This window comes from Trueperella sp. LYQ141 (genome assembly GCF_046599555.1).
In the GTDB taxonomy this organism is placed as follows: Bacteria; Actinomycetota; Actinomycetes; order Actinomycetales; family Actinomycetaceae; genus Trueperella.
In genome coordinates this window covers 24,320-40,240 of record NZ_JBKIWQ010000013.1, presented here as the reverse complement: position 1 = coordinate 40,240, position 15,921 = coordinate 24,320, and the positions used below count along the sequence as shown (strand labels likewise).

The 15,921-nt window shown below is 53.6% G+C and carries 16 protein-coding genes; 8 read left to right on the top strand and 8 right to left on the bottom strand.

The genetic code is table 11. The features are described 5' to 3' along the window. Positions 1 to 154: 154 nt before the first annotated feature. The 6 genes from ACLHIJ_RS08640 to ilvA all read right to left on the bottom strand — a co-directional run bounded on the left by ACLHIJ_RS08640 (position 155) and on the right by ilvA (position 6,612). Entirely contained in the window at positions 155 to 865 is a 711-nt protein-coding gene (locus tag ACLHIJ_RS08640; RefSeq protein ID WP_411298946.1) for an HD domain-containing protein, read from the bottom strand. A 481-nt stretch (positions 866 to 1,346) separates the two neighbouring features. Further along, on the bottom strand, positions 1,347 to 2,156 hold the full coding sequence (thiD, locus tag ACLHIJ_RS08635; RefSeq protein ID WP_411297195.1) for a bifunctional hydroxymethylpyrimidine kinase/phosphomethylpyrimidine kinase: 810 nt from the start codon (positions 2,154 to 2,156) through the stop codon (positions 1,347 to 1,349). A gap of 431 nt (positions 2,157 to 2,587) precedes the next feature. Continuing rightward, on the bottom strand, positions 2,588 to 3,433 hold the full coding sequence (locus ACLHIJ_RS08630; RefSeq protein ID WP_411298945.1) for an aldo/keto reductase: 846 nt from the start codon (positions 3,431 to 3,433) through the stop codon (positions 2,588 to 2,590). Positions 3,434 to 3,735: 302 nt separating this feature from the next. Further along, a complete protein-coding gene (locus ACLHIJ_RS08625) occupies positions 3,736 to 4,320 on the bottom strand; it encodes a 1-acyl-sn-glycerol-3-phosphate acyltransferase (protein WP_411297193.1) in 585 nt (194 codons plus the stop codon). A 99-nt stretch (positions 4,321 to 4,419) separates the two neighbouring features. Next, a complete protein-coding gene (locus tag ACLHIJ_RS08620) occupies positions 4,420 to 5,283 on the bottom strand; it encodes a DsbA family protein (protein ID WP_411297192.1) in 864 nt (287 codons plus the stop codon). Between the two features lie 72 nt (positions 5,284 to 5,355). After that, complete coding sequence (gene ilvA / locus ACLHIJ_RS08615) at positions 5,356 to 6,612, bottom strand: threonine ammonia-lyase IlvA (protein WP_411298944.1); 1,257 nt, start codon at positions 6,610 to 6,612, stop codon at positions 5,356 to 5,358. Positions 6,613 to 6,845: 233 nt separating this feature from the next. On the opposite strand from ilvA, the gene ACLHIJ_RS08610 reads away from it, so the two are divergent. The 5 genes from ACLHIJ_RS08610 to tgt all read left to right on the top strand — a co-directional run bounded on the left by ACLHIJ_RS08610 (position 6,846) and on the right by tgt (position 11,284). Further along, positions 6,846 to 7,499 (top strand): adenylate cyclase, encoded by a 654-nt coding sequence (locus tag ACLHIJ_RS08610; protein ID WP_411297190.1) that lies wholly within the window; start codon positions 6,846 to 6,848, stop codon positions 7,497 to 7,499. A 73-nt stretch (positions 7,500 to 7,572) separates the two neighbouring features. Then, positions 7,573 to 8,115 carry a DUF4825 domain-containing protein gene (locus ACLHIJ_RS08605; protein ID WP_411298943.1) on the top strand — a complete coding sequence of 181 codons (543 nt, stop codon included), beginning with the start codon at positions 7,573 to 7,575 and terminating at the stop codon, positions 8,113 to 8,115. Positions 8,116 to 8,387: 272 nt separating this feature from the next. Next, positions 8,388 to 9,197 (top strand): DUF4261 domain-containing protein, encoded by an 810-nt coding sequence (locus tag ACLHIJ_RS08600; protein WP_411298942.1) that lies wholly within the window; start codon positions 8,388 to 8,390, stop codon positions 9,195 to 9,197. A 169-nt stretch (positions 9,198 to 9,366) separates the two neighbouring features. Further along, on the top strand, positions 9,367 to 10,038 hold the full coding sequence (locus tag ACLHIJ_RS08595; RefSeq protein WP_411298941.1) for a queuosine precursor transporter: 672 nt from the start codon (positions 9,367 to 9,369) through the stop codon (positions 10,036 to 10,038). Between the two features lies 1 nt (position 10,039). Continuing rightward, a complete protein-coding gene (gene tgt / locus ACLHIJ_RS08590) occupies positions 10,040 to 11,284 on the top strand; it encodes a tRNA guanosine(34) transglycosylase Tgt (protein ID WP_411297186.1) in 1,245 nt (414 codons plus the stop codon). Here tgt and ACLHIJ_RS08585 read toward each other — a convergent pair. Next, positions 11,281 to 13,239 carry a hypothetical protein gene (locus ACLHIJ_RS08585; protein WP_411298940.1) on the bottom strand — a complete coding sequence of 653 codons (1,959 nt, stop codon included), beginning with the start codon at positions 13,237 to 13,239 and terminating at the stop codon, positions 11,281 to 11,283. The genes tgt and ACLHIJ_RS08585 overlap by 4 nt on opposite strands. Positions 13,240 to 13,402: 163 nt before the next feature. Between ACLHIJ_RS08585 and ACLHIJ_RS08580 the strand changes: the two genes are divergently transcribed. The 3 genes from ACLHIJ_RS08580 (at position 13,403) to ACLHIJ_RS08570 (ending at position 15,586) form a co-directional block, all read left to right on the top strand. Next, positions 13,403 to 14,002, top strand: a complete 600-nt coding sequence (locus ACLHIJ_RS08580) for a TetR/AcrR family transcriptional regulator (RefSeq protein ID WP_411298939.1) — start codon at positions 13,403 to 13,405, stop codon at positions 14,000 to 14,002. Positions 14,003 to 14,322: 320 nt separating this feature from the next. Next, positions 14,323 to 14,802 (top strand): hypothetical protein, encoded by a 480-nt coding sequence (locus ACLHIJ_RS08575; RefSeq protein ID WP_411297183.1) that lies wholly within the window; start codon positions 14,323 to 14,325, stop codon positions 14,800 to 14,802. 37 nt (positions 14,803 to 14,839) lie between these two features. Further along, positions 14,840 to 15,586 (top strand): hypothetical protein, encoded by a 747-nt coding sequence (locus ACLHIJ_RS08570; RefSeq protein ID WP_411298938.1) that lies wholly within the window; start codon positions 14,840 to 14,842, stop codon positions 15,584 to 15,586. An 80-nt stretch (positions 15,587 to 15,666) separates the two neighbouring features. Here ACLHIJ_RS08570 and ACLHIJ_RS08565 read toward each other — a convergent pair whose 3' ends face one another. Beyond that, positions 15,667 to 15,864 (bottom strand): hypothetical protein, encoded by a 198-nt coding sequence (locus tag ACLHIJ_RS08565; protein WP_411298937.1) that lies wholly within the window; start codon positions 15,862 to 15,864, stop codon positions 15,667 to 15,669. Positions 15,865 to 15,921 lie beyond the last annotated feature (57 nt).

Below are 15,921 nucleotides of genomic sequence, written 5' to 3'. Positions count from 1 at the left end.
AATCCCGACAAAAGCAACACAATTTGTCCGACCAATTAGTTGACTACAACCAACTAAAACCCCCACTTTCGCGCATCAACACAACGAAAAACCCGAAAAATAGCAACACATTTTGTCCTATAACCCGAGCATTCCTGGAATGACGAAACGTGTGCTAACTTTCAGCCAGGTCGGCGGCGAGCCGCGTGAAAAAGGTGCGTTGGAATTCTAGGCAGTCGATCCACAGTTCGTTAGCGGTTGCGGTTGCAGTTGGTAGCGTAAAGCCGGTATCTAAGATCTGTAGATACGAGTCAATAAATTCGCGTTGTTCGCGGGTGGATAGATCCATGAATGCTCGATATTTTAAGGTGTCGGCGATGCGGTAGGCGGAAAATCGGTCAATATTATCGCAATCGCCGATGGAACGAGCGAGAGTCGTGGGTTCGCTATCGAAAATGAGGTAGGGGTTTGCGTGGGCGTCTGCAAGAGTCCCCTGGTCCTCGGTAGATAAATAGCCATATTCAGCAGTACGTGGATTGGCACGATCATCAACGTGCATTGCGATACCAAGGATGATCTCATCGGCATGCGGGCCGTGATAGCCGCACTCGGCAAAGAAATCACGGACGATAATGGCTCCAGCGCGACCATGATCGACGTGTGCAACTGCGTCATATTTGCCGATGTCATGTAGCAGGCAGCCAAGTTCTAAAACGTCAACAGGTAGCCCTTCAGCGGCAGCTACCCGACGTCCGATTCGGGCTACTCGGAGGCAGTGCTCGAAACGATAGCGCTGTTCTGCGGCGGATGCCTTAGTATTTGCCAGATGGGTGCGCAATAGCTCGGTGGCGCGCGTAATGAGATCGGCGGCCTGAACCTCTGACATAAAGCATCCTTTCTTACAGATACGCTCGGGGAGGGGCGGCGCTCCGCTTCCTATGCTGTTACGGGTGCGCGCTCATCGGCAAAGAGGAGAGCAGTGCGCACCCGTCAGGGTCAAGTGTACCCTCGGGAAGCGCCGGAGGTATGTTGCGCGCGGGCGCTGCTTTCCCGCAGGTGCGCCCGCCCGCGCTTATATAAGAGGCGCTTCCCGAGCGTGCCATTTCCTCTGGCCTGCATGGCCGACGAAAGGTTCTGCATGACCGCGTACCTGAACCCGTGATCGCCACAGCAGAAACCCGCGCGAATACGCAGTAAAAGCAGACGCCAACCCCGCGCCAGAGATGTCGGTGGTAGACCTGCCCTTTCGGCCATGCATTTTGCCATGCAGGCCAGAGCGCGTCGCTCCCGTATATTCTGCGGAGCGCCGCCCGGCAACCCACAGTCAGGCATGGCGCAGCACCCGCGCCGTGCCTGACTGCGCCGGCTTATTCGGCTACCGCCGAATAAGCCCCCTGCCACACCGTATTGAACGGGGTATTTGCAGGGACTTGTTCGTGGATTCCGGCTGTTACGAAATCTTTGGCGGTGGTGACTGCGCAGATGACGTCTGCTCCCTTAGCGAGCTCGGCGGTGATAGCTGCCGCGAGTGTGCAACCAGCCCCGGAAACGCGGCTGGTGCCGCACTTTGGCTTGCTCAGCACGGTGATGTCACTGCCATCCCAGATGACGTCAACGGCGTCATCTCCAGGGAAATCAATGCCACCTTTAACGACGACGGTCTGTGGCCCGTAATCGCTGATTCGCTTCGCGGCTTCGCTCAGATCTGCAATTGTTTCCAGCTTTTCCAGCCCTGATAACAACTGCGCCTCAAATAGATTCGGGGTGGTAACTGTGGCCAGCGGCAGGATCTTTTCTTTCAAAGCATTATCGGTATCGAGAGCTTGACCAGGCTCTTGACCTTTACAGATCAGAACGGGATCAACGACGATATTGCGCCACTTTTGCTGCCCTAATCCAGCGGCAACAGTTTCGATTGTCTGCGGAGTGCCGAGCATGCCGATCTTAACGGTGTCGAGATGCTGATGAGCCATAGCGGCTTCCATCTGGTCGTGGATAACCTCGGGGGCAACCGGAACGAAGCGGTGATTCCAATTATTCTTCGGATCGAATGAGACAATACAGGTCAGCGTCCCTAAACCATAGACGCCGAGTGCGTGGAAGGTCTTGAGATCAACTTGAAAACCAGCACCTCCGGTAGCTTCTGAACCGGCGATGGTATATGCAAACGAAACCATGAGACTCCTTCAATAAGCACTGCGAGATGAGTCGCGTATCTGTCCTTTGATTATAGGCGTGCGTTAACCTGATCTGAGGTGTCGGCGATTACGCCTGTCGCTTGAACAACAATCAGAATATTTCTGGATAAGCCCGACGAGAGAGTCGCGCCACCGCCGAGGTAAAAAGTAATAAAACAGTGTGATAGCACAATCGGTACAACACTTTCCCGCACTACCCTTCATACTGAGCAGCAGCAATGCAGCAAAATCTCAGGGTAATTGGATGATTGCAGGCTATTATCCAATTACCCTGAGATGCTTCACCGCCGTATCGGTATAAAAAGTCAGAGTGCCTCCCAAGGATCCGCCTAGGACACATTGCACAGCGTTTCTGCTTGGGCGTATGCGATTTCCAGAACGCGCAGTTACTAGGAATACTCGTTCATGCGTTAGAGCCGCGAAAAGACGTCAGGATGCTGGCCGGTTCGCCCGTCTTCCCCTTTATCTAACTCATCAATCCGAGCAATATCTTCCTCAGATAGTACACATTCGGCGGCAAGGAAATTCTCTCGTTGCCGCTCTTCGTGCGTGGATTTCGGAATAGCAATATAGCCTTTGGCAAGATGCCAGGCTAAAACGACCTGCGCGGGAGTGATCTCTAACCGTCGGCCAATATCCGTGATCGTGGCATCTTGCAGCACTCGACCCCGCCCTAAGGGCGACCAGGATTCTACAGCGATCCCGTGCTCCTGGCAGTAGCTAGCAAGTTCACGATTTTGGAAATACGGGTGCAATTCGATTTGATTCACCGCTGGAACGGTCTGCGCCCCAGCTAAGAGCTTATCGAGATGATGTGTTTCAAAATTAGAAACCCCGATAGTTCGCGCGCGTCCGTCGGCAAGGAATTCTTCCATGACGCGGAACGTCGTGACAAAATCACCGTTGTAATACATTGGCATAGGCCAGTGGATCAAGAACAGATCCACATAAGAGGTCTGCAGATCCTGCAAGGATTGAGTGAAAGTTCGGCGAACATCATCCGGCAGATGATTAGGCGTATTGAGTTTCGTGGTAATAAAAAGATCACGCCGCGAGATCCCCGCACCGATGGCGTTAGCTAAGGCCTGCCCGATTCCGGCTTCATTTCGATACATCTGCGCAGTATCAATATGGCGGTAACCGAGGCGCAAGGCGCTGGCAATAACATCCGACGCCTGCTCAGGATCAACTAAATATGTGCCAAATCCTAACTGGGGAATAGTGACGGATTCCGATAGTGGCACATTGACGATCATGACTAACTCACTTTCCCACAAGATACGAGCGACCAGCTCTCCTGGCTGCTTCCCTAATCTGACTCCAGTCTATCGAGCCGCCAGCGCGTTATAGGTAACGGTTTGCTATTAGCTAGAGTCACCGTCTGATATGTGGAAACGATGATCGGATATATGGGCTGACGTGAGAGCGGCGACCTACTAACAATGGCCTACCAACAATGCACTCTGCACTGCACGCATAACATGGCCGGCGGCCTACCAAACAATGCCGTATGCCGCTACCTATAACGCAGCATGCCATGCCGCCACTCGGCGAGGTATTACGAATTCTCGGTGTCTTCAGAACGCAGCCTCGGCAACGTATTGCGCTCGGGATGGAAACCAGAGGTTTGCCGGTAATATTCGCGAATGACGTCCATATCCGCAGCGACGTCACCACTGAGCGTGATAGTTTTCGTCCAACCATACGATTTACGCTGTGAATCAATATATGCCAAGGTGACGGGCAGCCCGGAGTTTAGGGCAATATAGTAAAACCCTGACTTCCAATACTCGCGCTGTTTGCGCGTGCCCTCTGGCGCTAACACCAGTTGGAAAGGTCCGTCCGTCGCGCGAAGCTGATCGGCGATATCGCTGACCATGCCGGAGGCGGCAGAACGATTAACGCCGATACCGCCAACAGCACGAATGATTGGCCCGATTGGGCCGCGAGCGAGGGAATCTTTCACCAAGAATTTGAACGGCATATCCAAATCCCACATGGCCATCAGCATGAACCAGCCGTCCCAATATGAGGTGTGGTAGGCGCCGATGATGATTCCCTTTTCAGGTAGGGGGCTAATCGGTTCAAAATTCCATCGGGAGAACTTCTGATAGGTCCGCGAGATAAAACGTTTGATTCCCATGATTTTCTCACTTTCTGACCTGCAATATCAGGCTTTCTGAGTGGTAGCGTCGGCGGGCAGACTTGGCGTGCCCACCGCGTGCCAGTGATTGCGGATATGTCACTGGTGTGGGCGAGCTAATTCTTCTTGAATAATCTCATTAAGCGTATCGGATGGAACATTGCCAGGGACGAACGAGTATCCAATCAGGAAAGCTGGCGTGCCAGTGATACCCAGCGTGCCGGTGAGATAGGTCTTGCGTTCGTTGACTTTTGCGACCGTCTCTGGCGAGGTCATATCCGCAGTAAATGCGTTAATATCAGGGACGCCGATTTCTTGGGCAATCTTGATGATGCCCTCTTGTGAGAGGTCAGCTGGTTTCTGGGCGGCACGTGCCGAGAAAATGTAGTTGAAATACTCGAAGAACTTTCCTTGTTTAGCGGCGGCTTCTGCTCCTTGTGCGGCCAGTACTGAGGCATCCCCTAAAATCGGGAGATTGTTGTACTCGATACGGGCTTTTCCAGAATCGGCAAGCTGCTGGAGTTGATCTTTGTGCTCTACCGCAGATTCTGCACAGTGCACGCACTGGAAGTCGTAATAAATTTCAATGACGAGGGGAGCATCGACTGGACCAATAGCCATCGGATCGCCTGCCGCCCGCCGCCACTGCTTCTCGATCAGCGCGCGAATCTCCGGATTATCGTAATTGCTTGCCGACTTTGAGGACGGATCCTCGGATGGTTCTCCCGAAGCGGTGTTATCCGACTCCTTTGGCGCATCTGTGCTGTGCGATGCCGTCGTGCTAGGAGAATCCGAACCAGCCTGCGGATCAGATTTTCCTCCGTGGCGGTTGACCAAAATTGCAATAACAACGAGAACAACCATTAGCAGAGCAAGGATCACCGATCCGATAATGCGCTTGTTTCGCCGTGAGGAATTCACTGACGATGAAGCAGGAGATTGCATCGTAGGCAATTCAGACATGATGATCCTTTCGTTGAGGTGCGTCGGGAGGAGAACTCTTCAACACACAATAATCCGTCATCCCTTGTAAGCCTAGAGGACGAAGCGGAAAGCCGGCGAATTAGGCTCCAACTTTTCAATATCGAGTTCGGAGGCGTGCATACGTTCGAGCAGGGCGTCAATACCGGCAGGATCGTCAATTTCGATACCGACGAGTGCTGGCCCCATATCGCGATTATTTTTCTTCGTGTACTCGAATTGGATGATGTCTTCCCCGTCGGAGAGCACGTCATCCAGGAATCCGCGCAAAGCTCCAGGTTTTTGTGGGAATGTGACGAGGAAATAGTGGCGCAACCCTTCGTGGATCATGGAGCGCTCAACAATATCGTCATAGCGCAAAACGTCGTTATTTCCTCCGGAAACGATACAGGCAACTGGGCCTTCCGGCAGATAGTCGTTGACGTATCCGCGCAAGGCGGCGCTCGCGAGCGCACCGGCTGGCTCAGTGATAATCCCCTCGACGTGGTATAGATCCAGCATCTCCGAGCAGATTGCCCCCTCTGGCACGGTGATGACGTGATCGCATAGCTCTTGTACCAGGGTGAACGTCAGATCTCCGACGCGAGCAACGGCAGTGCCATCAGCAAAGGTATCAATATCGCTCAGGGTTTGGGGTGCACCTGCGTCAAGGGCGGCGCGCATGGAGGCCGCTCCGGCTGGTTCGACGCCGATGACCGTCACGTCCGGGTGGAACTGTTTAATCCAGGCCAGCGTTCCAGCGAGTAAACCGCCGCCGCCAACCGGCACAAGAACGCTGGCAGGTTGCTGTGGGACTTGGCTGAAAATTTCTTTAACGACGGTTCCCTGACCGGCAATGGTTCGTGGATCGTCAAAAGGATGGATGTAGGTTGCTCCTACTTCTTTGGCGTAGCTGATTGCAGCTTGTGAGGATTCGTCAAAGGTTGAGCCCATAATTTGTAAGGTCACCCATTCGCCGCCAATATCGGCAATGCGGGAACGCTTCTGGCGCGGAGTGGTGGATGGGATGAATATCGTGCCAGGGATTTGCTTCTTGTGGCAGGCGAAAGCCACCCCTTGTGCGTGATTACCGGCTGAGGCGCATACGACTCCGTGGCGCACGTCCTGTGCAGATAGCCCAGAGATGACGTTATATGCCCCTCGCACTTTATATGAGCGCCCGACTTGGATATCCTCACGTTTGAGATAGACGGGATAGCCGCACATATTGCTGAGCCGCGCTGAGGGTTCGCACGGGGTGGTGCGCACGGTTTGACCGAGGGTTTGTGCGGCGACGACAACGTCGGTACCGCTTACGCGCTGTGTATCCATACAACTCCATTTTTCGATGACGGGATTCAGTGTGCCAAATTTCGCCGTCACGTTCCGTCATAGTTCACAACTCGATATGGGATAAACCCCGTATATTAGGCTAGCTGGATCGTGGAAGAAGAACAATGCGGCGAGGTATGGGCGTTGAAGCTCAGGCGATGGGGGGGGTAAAGGCTGTGGAAATACCCCCAGATTATCCGCATGAGCCCAGCTTTAACCGCTAGGGTGAAGATATGAGTGCGCAAGAGCGGGAATACTCCTTTGAGTTTGAGCGGAAGTTCCTCGTCCGGGAACTACCGGAAGGGGTGCGCGAACACGGTTCGCCGCAGGCAATTATCCAGGCGTATGTGTTTGCAGAAGCGGGATACGCCATTCGGGTGCGAGTCTCTTTCCGAGGAGTGACCTTCACGCATGAGCCATTTGACTGGGCGACAGACCAGGTCGGCGCCTACGAGCGGCGGCTTTTGCGCTCTGTTATGAAAGATAATGCCGATCAGGCGGTAGCGACGATTGCGGTGAAGTCTCCGTCCGTCAACGGGGAACGCTATGAAATGGAATCTGAACTAGATCCCGACGTGGCGGTACAGATCATCCAGCGAGCGAATCGAGTGGTAGCGAAAACTCGGCACTCATTGTGGGTCAACGAGGATGGCTGGGAGTTCGACGTATTTGTCGGGCAAAACGAAGGTTTAATCATCGCAGAAATTGAACGATTAACGCCGGTGGTCGATTTAGTGATTCCCGAGTTTTGTTGTACGGAAGTGACGGCAGATCCGCGTTTTACTAACGACGCGCTATCCAAAGAGCCGTGGCATAACTGGGACGCCATGTTTTTGCAGGAATTAACTCAGCGCGGGCCATTCTTCTTGGATTTGCGGCACGGCTGACACGGGAATGCGTTAATAGCTACTCCCTCCTAAGGATGATGTGCCGCTATCACTTGCGGGCAATAATGAATACATGAATCGTCGTCAATCTGCTACGAATGTGCCACTTGCCGTGATATGCGTCGGTTTAGTGCTGCTTGTCGTAGTGGGTTTCGTTATCGGCTGGTATCACATGGATCGCACGGAGAATGTGGCGGTATCACCAGCAACGAATTATGAGACGCACGAATTGGAATCTATTGAGTCCTACCGCAGTCAATACGTGGGGAATAACTCCAATACGGTCAATCTCATCAATGCCTTGCCGTTAGCTGATCGAGTGCAACGGATAGAGATTTTAGGGCAGGATGTGGTCATCACGCTTGGTCCGGATCTGAATACGGATGACGACGAGACGGTGGCGCCCAATGTGCTCTATTCCGCAATTGCCATCATGGCCAGTATCGATAACGTGCGCTCGGTTATGTACGGTACCCCCTCGTCCTCTTATGTTGTCTCGCGTGACGATGTTGAAGCTCGTTTTGGCGCGCCATTAAGCGGATTGCTGGAAAATGAGGAGAAGTGGCAAGGCATGCGCAACGTGATCCCGATGGAAGTTTCCAGCCTGGTGAAATGATCTGGCGGCGCCGGCAGAAAAATTGCCGGAAATCTCTGCCGAAAATCAGTTGACACTACTGGCAATATCGCAAATACTATTCATGTAAAGCGTGCGCACCCATTATGGTGGGGCGCGGGTGGTTGCAGTAGCGATGATATATCTGAGGTGAGCAGATCCATCGCTTCCACCCAAACGGGCTGGCACGAGGAGTTTGCTGTCCTCTCGTGCTAGCCCGTTTTTTATCTACCACCGCTGCGCGATCTTTTCTCGCGGCAGCTAGAATCGTCGGTATGCAGTCACTGTCTTCCATACATCCCGATGCGCCCCGCATGTTGACCGCCTCGGCGCTGATGTCTGCCCCGATTGATCTGGAGGCAGCCGTACAACGATTCGCCTTGCTGTGGTCAGAGAAAATCGAACCAAGCTGGGAGAGCGCAACTGGCAGTGACGGGGTAGAACAGCGCATATTGCACTGTGAAACTCGGGGAGTGCATATCCTGCTTACACCGGTCAATATGCCGCTGGTGGTAGCGGGCACGCTCCCGGAACACCGCTTTTATGTGGCGGCAACCTTCTACGCGCCCCCAACCGTCGGCACCCAAACCAGGTACGAGGGCGAATCGGCACACGATACGGAACTAGGGCCATTGCATTTTCGGCATCGTATGGTGGACGCGCACGTCGTCATGACCGAACTAATGGACGCAATGATGCGCGAACCGGCCGCCGTGGGGGTGTATCGAGAAGAACTCGGCGTCGTCCTGCCTCCCACAATGGTGACGAATTTTGCCAATCTCCTCACCCAAGGGCAGCCCCCTATTCCCTTATGGGTGAACTGCCGGGTACAACGCCCAGACCTCAGCTTCGGACGCACCTTTGGTTTGCCCTGTTTTGGCCATCTGGATCTACAAGTACGTGAATCTACCCACGGTGAAGATGACGTCTACGATCTGCTATCCAATATCGCCTCCTACATCATCACCAGCGATACCCACCTACTACCAGGGCAAACCTTTGGAATGTCAGCCGATCAGCCCATCGGGATCTCCCAAGAAATCTCCCATGTGGACGGCGCCAGCGTTATTCGTCTCGATTTTTAAGGATGCTGCGCTTCGGCAAGAAGGTGCTACCATAATCGCGAACGTGTGAGTGATCCGCGTTCCGGGCGGATACGTCCGTGTGTGGGTGGTGGCAGCGCCCGGCAGAATCATCAGTCTACGTGTTGCGTCATATCCTGATATGCGCACCCATTGTTCTCTGGAGTTCATCATGGCGTCTGCCGAAACGATTCGTTATGCGCGTGTGCGTTTTAGCCACTATGAAATTTTTCTTGCACTGTTTATTGCCTGCCTGCTGTTGTCGAATATCGCGGCAACGAAGCTGATCGCGGCCGGTCCACTCGTTTTTGATGGTGGGGCAATCCTGTTCCCCCTCACCTACGTCATCGGTGATGTGCTCGCAGAGGTCTACGGCTTCCGCGGTGCACGGCGGGCAATCATTCTCGGATTTTTAGCTTCCGCCCTGGGGTCGTTGACGTTCTGGCTCGTGGCGATCGCACCATCGGCAGCGGAATACACCGGTCAAGAGGCATTCGTGACGGTCTTAGGCGTGGTACCGCGTTTCGTTTTAGCCTCACTGCTGGGATATATCGCTGGGCAGCTACTGAACGCATACGTTTTGACCTGGATTAAAGATCACTGGGGAGAAAACCAACTTTGGGTTCGCCTGATCGGCTCGACCGTCGTCGGAGAATTCGCTGATACCATCATCTTCTGTATCGTGGCATGGATCGGCACGGTTTCCTGGGGAACGATCTTCAATCTGACGGGAACAGGATTTATTTATAAAGTGCTTGTCGAAGTGGCAATCCTTCCGATTACCTACCCAGTTATTCGTTGGGTAAAGGCCCATGAGCCGCACTATCAGGAAAGTTTGATGTGATATGAGTTTTACGCTGGGCACTCGCCTGCCAGATATGTTGGGGCGCACCGGGCGAATCGATACCCCGCACGGGTCAATCTGCACGCCAGCTTTTATTCCGGTTGGCACGAAAGCGACGGTCAAAGCGACCCTGCCCGATGCTATCGAGCAGGTGGGTGCGCAAGCGGTTCTATCCAACGCGTATCACCTATATTTGCAGCCTGGTTCCGATATTGTTGACGAGGCAGGAGGCCTCGGAAAATTCATGAATTGGTCGGGCCCGACTTACACGGACTCCGGCGGCTTTCAGGTGATGAGCCTGGGAGCCGGATTCAAAAAGGTTCTATCGGAGGAGTTTTCCGGTAAGGCGGTTGCCGATGACGCAGTTCGCGTCGGCAAAGAACGGCTTGCCCATGTGGATGATGACGGGGTGTGGTTCCGTTCCCATCTGAATGGCTCCTTACACCGATTCACTCCGGAGATCTCCATGCGAATCCAGCATGAGCTGGGGGCAGATATTATTTTTGCGTTCGACGAGTTGACCTCCATTATGCATTCGCGCAGTTATCAAGAGCAGGCATTGGAGCGAACCCGCCTGTGGGCGCAACGCTGTTTGGTTGCCCACCGTCAGCTCACGCAAGAGCGGGAAGGCAAGCCCTACCAACAGCTTTTTGGTGTGCTGCAAGGTGCGCAATACGAGGATTTGCGTCGGAAAGCCGCTCGTGATCTCGGGGCAATGGAAATGGACGGGCAGGTATTCGATGGTTTCGGTATCGGTGGCGCGTTAGAAAAAGAGAATCTGCGCAAAATCGTTTCGTGGGTGTGTGAGGAATTGCCGGAGGATCGCGCTCGCCACATGCTCGGTATTTCCGAGCCGGACGATTTCTTCAACTGTATTGAATCTGGCGCGGATACGTTTGATTGTGTGAATCCGTCGCGGGTGGCCCGCAATGCAGCTATCTATTCGCCTGATGGTCGGTTTAATATCACGCGAGCGCAGTTCCGCCGCGATTTTTCCCCGCTGGTTGAAGGCTGTGAGTGCTACACCTGCACGCATTATTCGAAAGCCTATATGCACCACGTATTCAAAGCGAAAGAAATGATCGCCTCGACTTTAGCCACGATTCACAACGAGTATTTCACCGTGCGCTTGGTTGATGGGATTCGCGAGGCGATTGACGGGGGATATTACGCTGAATACAAGGAAGAAACCTTGGGGCGTTTCTACGGCACGTCCACCCCGCGCAATGCGAGTGCAAATAGCTAAAATTCCCGCTGGGCGGCGTCGCGCAACGCTAACAAGGTGGCCTCGTCGGGAAATCCGGTAACGCGCAGCCGAGGTGGCCAGACTGATCTATCCATCATGAATCCGTCAGCCCAAATCTCTTGGGCAATGTGAAGCCGGATTGTGAGGGAAACCGACGGTTCTTTTTGCCAAGGAAATTCTGGGGCGGAACGGGTAAAAGTGATGAAGTCAGTGATCGGGATGGATCCTTCGCCGTCGCGAGCATCCCAGATGGTTGACGAGACGCGCTCCCCGTTTGCTAACTGGCGGGGATAGAATTCTTTGATAGTTCCAAATTCTCCCCACTGCTCCAAGAGTTTTCGTTGGGTGGCATATATGCGCTGACGGAAGGTGTTGCGCAAAGTGCCGAGAACTTCGGAGAGTTCATCGCCAGGCAAGGGGATCCATTCAGCCCAGCCGTCGGCAGCAACAGTGTGTGGCAGTGGGTAGAGCGCATGGGCGGAGTCGCGTTGATCTAAAAGGAGCTGGAAGAAATCAGCTAGGTGTGGATCGCCAGAAAAAACGATGAAGAGGCGGTAGGGCGAGGCAGGGACGAATAGGGGAATATCGTCAGGATGCTGTTCGGCAAGTTGCTGGGCTAACTGTTGGGCCATATCGACGTCGGCAAACCAAGAGGCTTGATAATGCTCAGGATCGGTAAAGCACAGGACGTGCGCTCCGGCAATATTCGTCACCCCAAGTGAGACGTGACTGGCTTCCGGGTCAGCGAGATAGCGCAGTTGCAGGATAGCTTCGCCCATCATCTCATGAACCTGCAGATCTTGATTCGGGAAATCGGAGTAGGAGAGCGGTTTGATGACGTCGGGTAGGTCGCGCGCTAAACCGACGCCGATGAAATCCGTCATTGGCAGATAGATGATGGAGTCGCGCTCGCGGTGTGAGGAGAGGAAGAGATCTGCTGAGCGCACGATAGGCATGAAGCCGGGTGCGTGCGTGGAGTCATTATCTTCGCCGTATTCCTCGCCATCTTCGTCAAGTTCGCCGGCAGTTTTCTCGCTAGTGGCGGCATCTTGTTCGGCGTAGGCGGCGCGGAGCTCATCTATTGGAAAATCAATTCCGCGCAGTTGTTCGGTAATGCGCCAAAATTCATCGTTTTCTGCCTGTGTGGACGGCACTGCGTCACTATGCGCGCAAGCGTCGCTTGTGGAGTGATTCTGTGCGGATGTGTCTTGCGGAGTTTTGCCCTGGCTGGTGTGCCTATGCTCTGCCGGGTGTGCTGTTTGTGGTTCTAACGCGCCAGCAGGCTCAGCGCAGGCCGAGGATGAATGGTTTCGCTCGATGGCAGCACTATCTGAGGTGTGCGGATCATCGGTGTCAGTCGGCTTATCACTATGGGGGTTATCGGCATTGGTTGGGGCGGCAGTGCTAGAGGTGCTATTCGCATCAGTATCAGGGTGGGAGCTGGCGTCGGAATGGGAACCGTCATCAATGCGGGAGTTGCTGGCGGTTGAGCTACTCGCCGAGCGGGTATGTGTTTCGCTGTTGGTTGGCTCACCGGAATTCGTGGGAGTTGCTGGCGACTGGGAAGGCGTTGAGGTGCTCGATATGGCCGTTGACGTATGTGGCGAATGGGAATCTGGATGTGATGGCTGGTGAGTGGGTTCTTTTTCCGACTCTGCCGGTGAAATATCGGCGGGTGGAAGCGAAGAATTACTTGCCGGCTGGGTGTGATCTGGCGTTTCTGGTTTCTTTTGCTCCTCATGTAGACCGGCAACTCCGATGGAGATGAGCCGGTTGAGTAGTTCTGTGCGCAGGGCTTCTGGAGCGTCAGCTTTGACCATGTGCCCTGGGCGGAACCGGAAAGTCTGCCCGTCAGGGAAAAGGATTTCAAGCCATTGCCCGTTAATATGCACCATTGCTTCGCGTAACTCAGGATGTTGGCTAGCAATGTGTAGGGCCCAGTTCATGAAATCCATGGCACTATTCTTTCACGTGTACCGATATTGGTGTAGTCGAGATAATTCATAATCGATCGACGAGAACCGCTAGACTGGCGTATGTATAAGTAAAACCGCTGGCTATGTGGTGCTGCGTAATGAAGCGTATGTGGTGGTAGGCGCGAGAAAAGAGGGAAATGTAATGAGTCCGAAGATTTCTGCCGCCTCCGTCAGAGAGCACCACGAGATTGTTTTTCATCGGATTATTGACGCGGCAGAGAGGATTCTTCGGGAGGATGGTCCGAGTGCCTTGACGGCTTCGGCGGTGGCAAAGCAGTCGGGCATGGCGCGAAACTCTATTTATCGCTATGTGGATACCGTGGACGACCTGCGTATTCATGTTTTGGAACGGTATATTCCGGCGTGGGTGGAGCGCTTGCATGCGGCTATTGAGAGCGCGCCGGAGCCGTATGAGCGTTTGCGTGCCGTGATTTCTCTTAGTTTGGATATTGGCGCGGAATCTGGGCATCAATGGCTGATTGATGTGATGGGAACTGGGCGCCGGAGTGCTTTTACTATGCGTTCTGGGGCGCAGTTAGGTGCGGTGATGAATTTCCATCACGAGTTAGCGCGAACGATCGCGAAGATGTGGGCGCATATTACCCCGCAGCACAGTGATATTAATGCGCGGATGACGCGAACGGTGTTGAATACGGGTTTGGCTTTGATTGATGACGGGCATGACGTGGAGACGGTGAAGCAGACGACGATGCGCATTTTGGCGAGTTTGGCGAATTCTTAAGCGGGGTTGATGAGTCCCTGCGTGGATTTGGCAGGTTTTGATGTGCTCGGGGATGTGCATGTTCGTGCTGGGTGTTATGCGGGTCTGATCGACATACCACGCGGCTTTGGTGGCTGTGTTCCCAGGGCGGTTTGGGTTGTGGTGGCGTCCTGTGTACCTACATAACTGTGTAACTACGTAATTCCAGCGGGTGCATGTGCGTGAAATTTGCGAAATGGAATGGCGTGTGTAGTGGTGTCGATAAGCGTTTTAGGGCGCTGGATAAGGAAATCTGTATTGACCCCTTGACAATGATGTCATTTTGATGTCAACATGGTGTCATGTTGATTGGTAAGTATGTGGCATCGTATCGAGCGTCAGTGGATACGGCACTGTCCTTTGCTGATGAATCGACGCGCGCGCTCGCACATAAAATTCTGGATGTCGTCCAGGCGAATTTCCGTCTTTCCCTGCTGGATCTAGTGCATGATGTGGCTAATCGGGTGGAGCAGCAGCTCCCCGACGGGGTGGATGTTCGCGCCCAAAGCAGTCGCGATGATATTGATGTCATTGTGACGTCTAAGATGACTGTAACTCAGGAAGAACTGCCGGCAGATGAGGCGGCAGACGAGGATATGACCGCGCGGTTGACCTTACGGCTACCGCAAGCGTTAAAAGAAGAGATTGAACAAGAAGCCGCTCGGCGCTCTATGAGCCTGAACGCCTATCTCGTGCAACTCATTCGGGAAAACCTAAAGACGCGGCGGCGCCGTGGTGGAATATCGCGTCCAGTGGGGATTTCGATCGAGGGGTGGATCTAAAATGGAGAACAGGTTTTTTACCTTCACACAGGTAAATATGCTGAAAATTATTCTGCCGAGTTGCCGAATTCAGGCACGGCTTCGATGGGAACAGCGCGAGGATATTCGCGTCACCGTCTGCATGGCTGAGGCGTCTATTGCTGAGCATTTTCAGTCGAATATGGAAAACGGTATTGCTGTAGTGAGCCTCGATGAAGATGTGGCTGAGTCGCTATCGCGAAAAATGCTGAGTCTTTTCTCCTCGAAGGAATACCGCGTCGAACTGGATATTGCCCTCCCTCAGGCATGCGGGCTTTATCTGGAAGCAAAAACGGTTTCTGTGGATTCAGGAGAAGCCGGCGGGCGGCTACATTGTGCATCGGGCGTTGCGGAAATTAATGGTGGCGCTTTCGAGGAACTGATGATTGAATCGGGAACAGCGAAGATTGATATTGCTTCTGTTGTGCGCAGCCAACTGGAATCCGGAATGACGAATATTCACATCGGTGAGGTTGTGGAAGAGTTGACAGTGGAATCCGGGAAGAGTGATATACAGGTTGGCGCCGGTTGTGCAGCGAATATCCATATTAGTTGTGGAATGGGAAAAATAACGATCTTTGTGCCGCGCGATGTTCCGGTGTGGCGTTCAGTTGATATGGGTCTAGGGAAATGCCGGGCAGATCTGAATCCCGTCGGGGAAGCGCAGCCTGGTGAACCCCATATTCGTGTGAAGGTGGATGCAGGGAGCGGCTCTGTTACGCTCTGCCATCCTGATACGGAAAGTGCGTGCGTGCCCGCAGAATAAAGTGAAGAACGCATACACGTAACCTGCCTCTTATCTGGTCTTCATGGATAAAGGCATGGATTATGTGCAGACGCGAGAATCTACACAGGCAGCTCAACAACGCCCAAGCATAGGAACAAGCATAGGAATACGCACAACGTGGAATCTACAAAGGAGTAGAACATCGTAAAACATAAAACGTCGGCGTAAGCGCGTAGCGCGATAGTGTGCAAGGTTCTCTGGCGCTGCGGCTTGCGGTATTGCGGGGCATTAGTAGCGTCAATATTGGCTATCGGCATGAATAGAAACCGATATGGGGCGGCAAGTCATAGGAATTCTAAGGCGGGTATGACGTC

Coding starts and splice junctions, on each gene's coding strand:
- ACLHIJ_RS08625 (WP_411297193.1), bottom strand. CDS start 4,320: ATGGGAATCAAACGTTTTATCTCGCGGACCTATCAGAAGTTCTCCCGA.
- ACLHIJ_RS08580 (WP_411298939.1), top strand. CDS start 13,403: ATGAGTCCGAAGATTTCTGCCGCCTCCGTCAGAGAGCACCACGAGATT.
- ACLHIJ_RS08565 (WP_411298937.1), bottom strand. CDS start 15,864: ATGCCGATAGCCAATATTGACGCTACTAATGCCCCGCAATACCGCAAG.
- ACLHIJ_RS08585 (WP_411298940.1), bottom strand. CDS start 13,239: ATGGATTTCATGAACTGGGCCCTACACATTGCTAGCCAACATCCTGAG.
- ACLHIJ_RS08630 (WP_411298945.1), bottom strand. CDS start 3,433: ATGATCGTCAATGTGCCACTATCGGAATCCGTCACTATTCCCCAGTTA.
- ACLHIJ_RS08595 (WP_411298941.1), top strand. CDS start 9,367: ATGGCGTCTGCCGAAACGATTCGTTATGCGCGTGTGCGTTTTAGCCAC.
- ACLHIJ_RS08640 (WP_411298946.1), bottom strand. CDS start 865: ATGTCAGAGGTTCAGGCCGCCGATCTCATTACGCGCGCCACCGAGCTA.
- ilvA (WP_411298944.1), bottom strand. CDS start 6,612: ATGGATACACAGCGCGTAAGCGGTACCGACGTTGTCGTCGCCGCACAA.
- tgt (WP_411297186.1), top strand. CDS start 10,040: ATGAGTTTTACGCTGGGCACTCGCCTGCCAGATATGTTGGGGCGCACC.
- thiD (WP_411297195.1), bottom strand. CDS start 2,156: ATGGTTTCGTTTGCATATACCATCGCCGGTTCAGAAGCTACCGGAGGT.
- ACLHIJ_RS08605 (WP_411298943.1), top strand. CDS start 7,573: ATGAATCGTCGTCAATCTGCTACGAATGTGCCACTTGCCGTGATATGC.
- ACLHIJ_RS08620 (WP_411297192.1), bottom strand. CDS start 5,283: ATGTCTGAATTGCCTACGATGCAATCTCCTGCTTCATCGTCAGTGAAT.
- ACLHIJ_RS08600 (WP_411298942.1), top strand. CDS start 8,388: ATGCAGTCACTGTCTTCCATACATCCCGATGCGCCCCGCATGTTGACC.
- ACLHIJ_RS08575 (WP_411297183.1), top strand. CDS start 14,323: ATGTTGATTGGTAAGTATGTGGCATCGTATCGAGCGTCAGTGGATACG.
- ACLHIJ_RS08610 (WP_411297190.1), top strand. CDS start 6,846: ATGAGTGCGCAAGAGCGGGAATACTCCTTTGAGTTTGAGCGGAAGTTC.
- ACLHIJ_RS08570 (WP_411298938.1), top strand. CDS start 14,840: ATGCTGAAAATTATTCTGCCGAGTTGCCGAATTCAGGCACGGCTTCGA.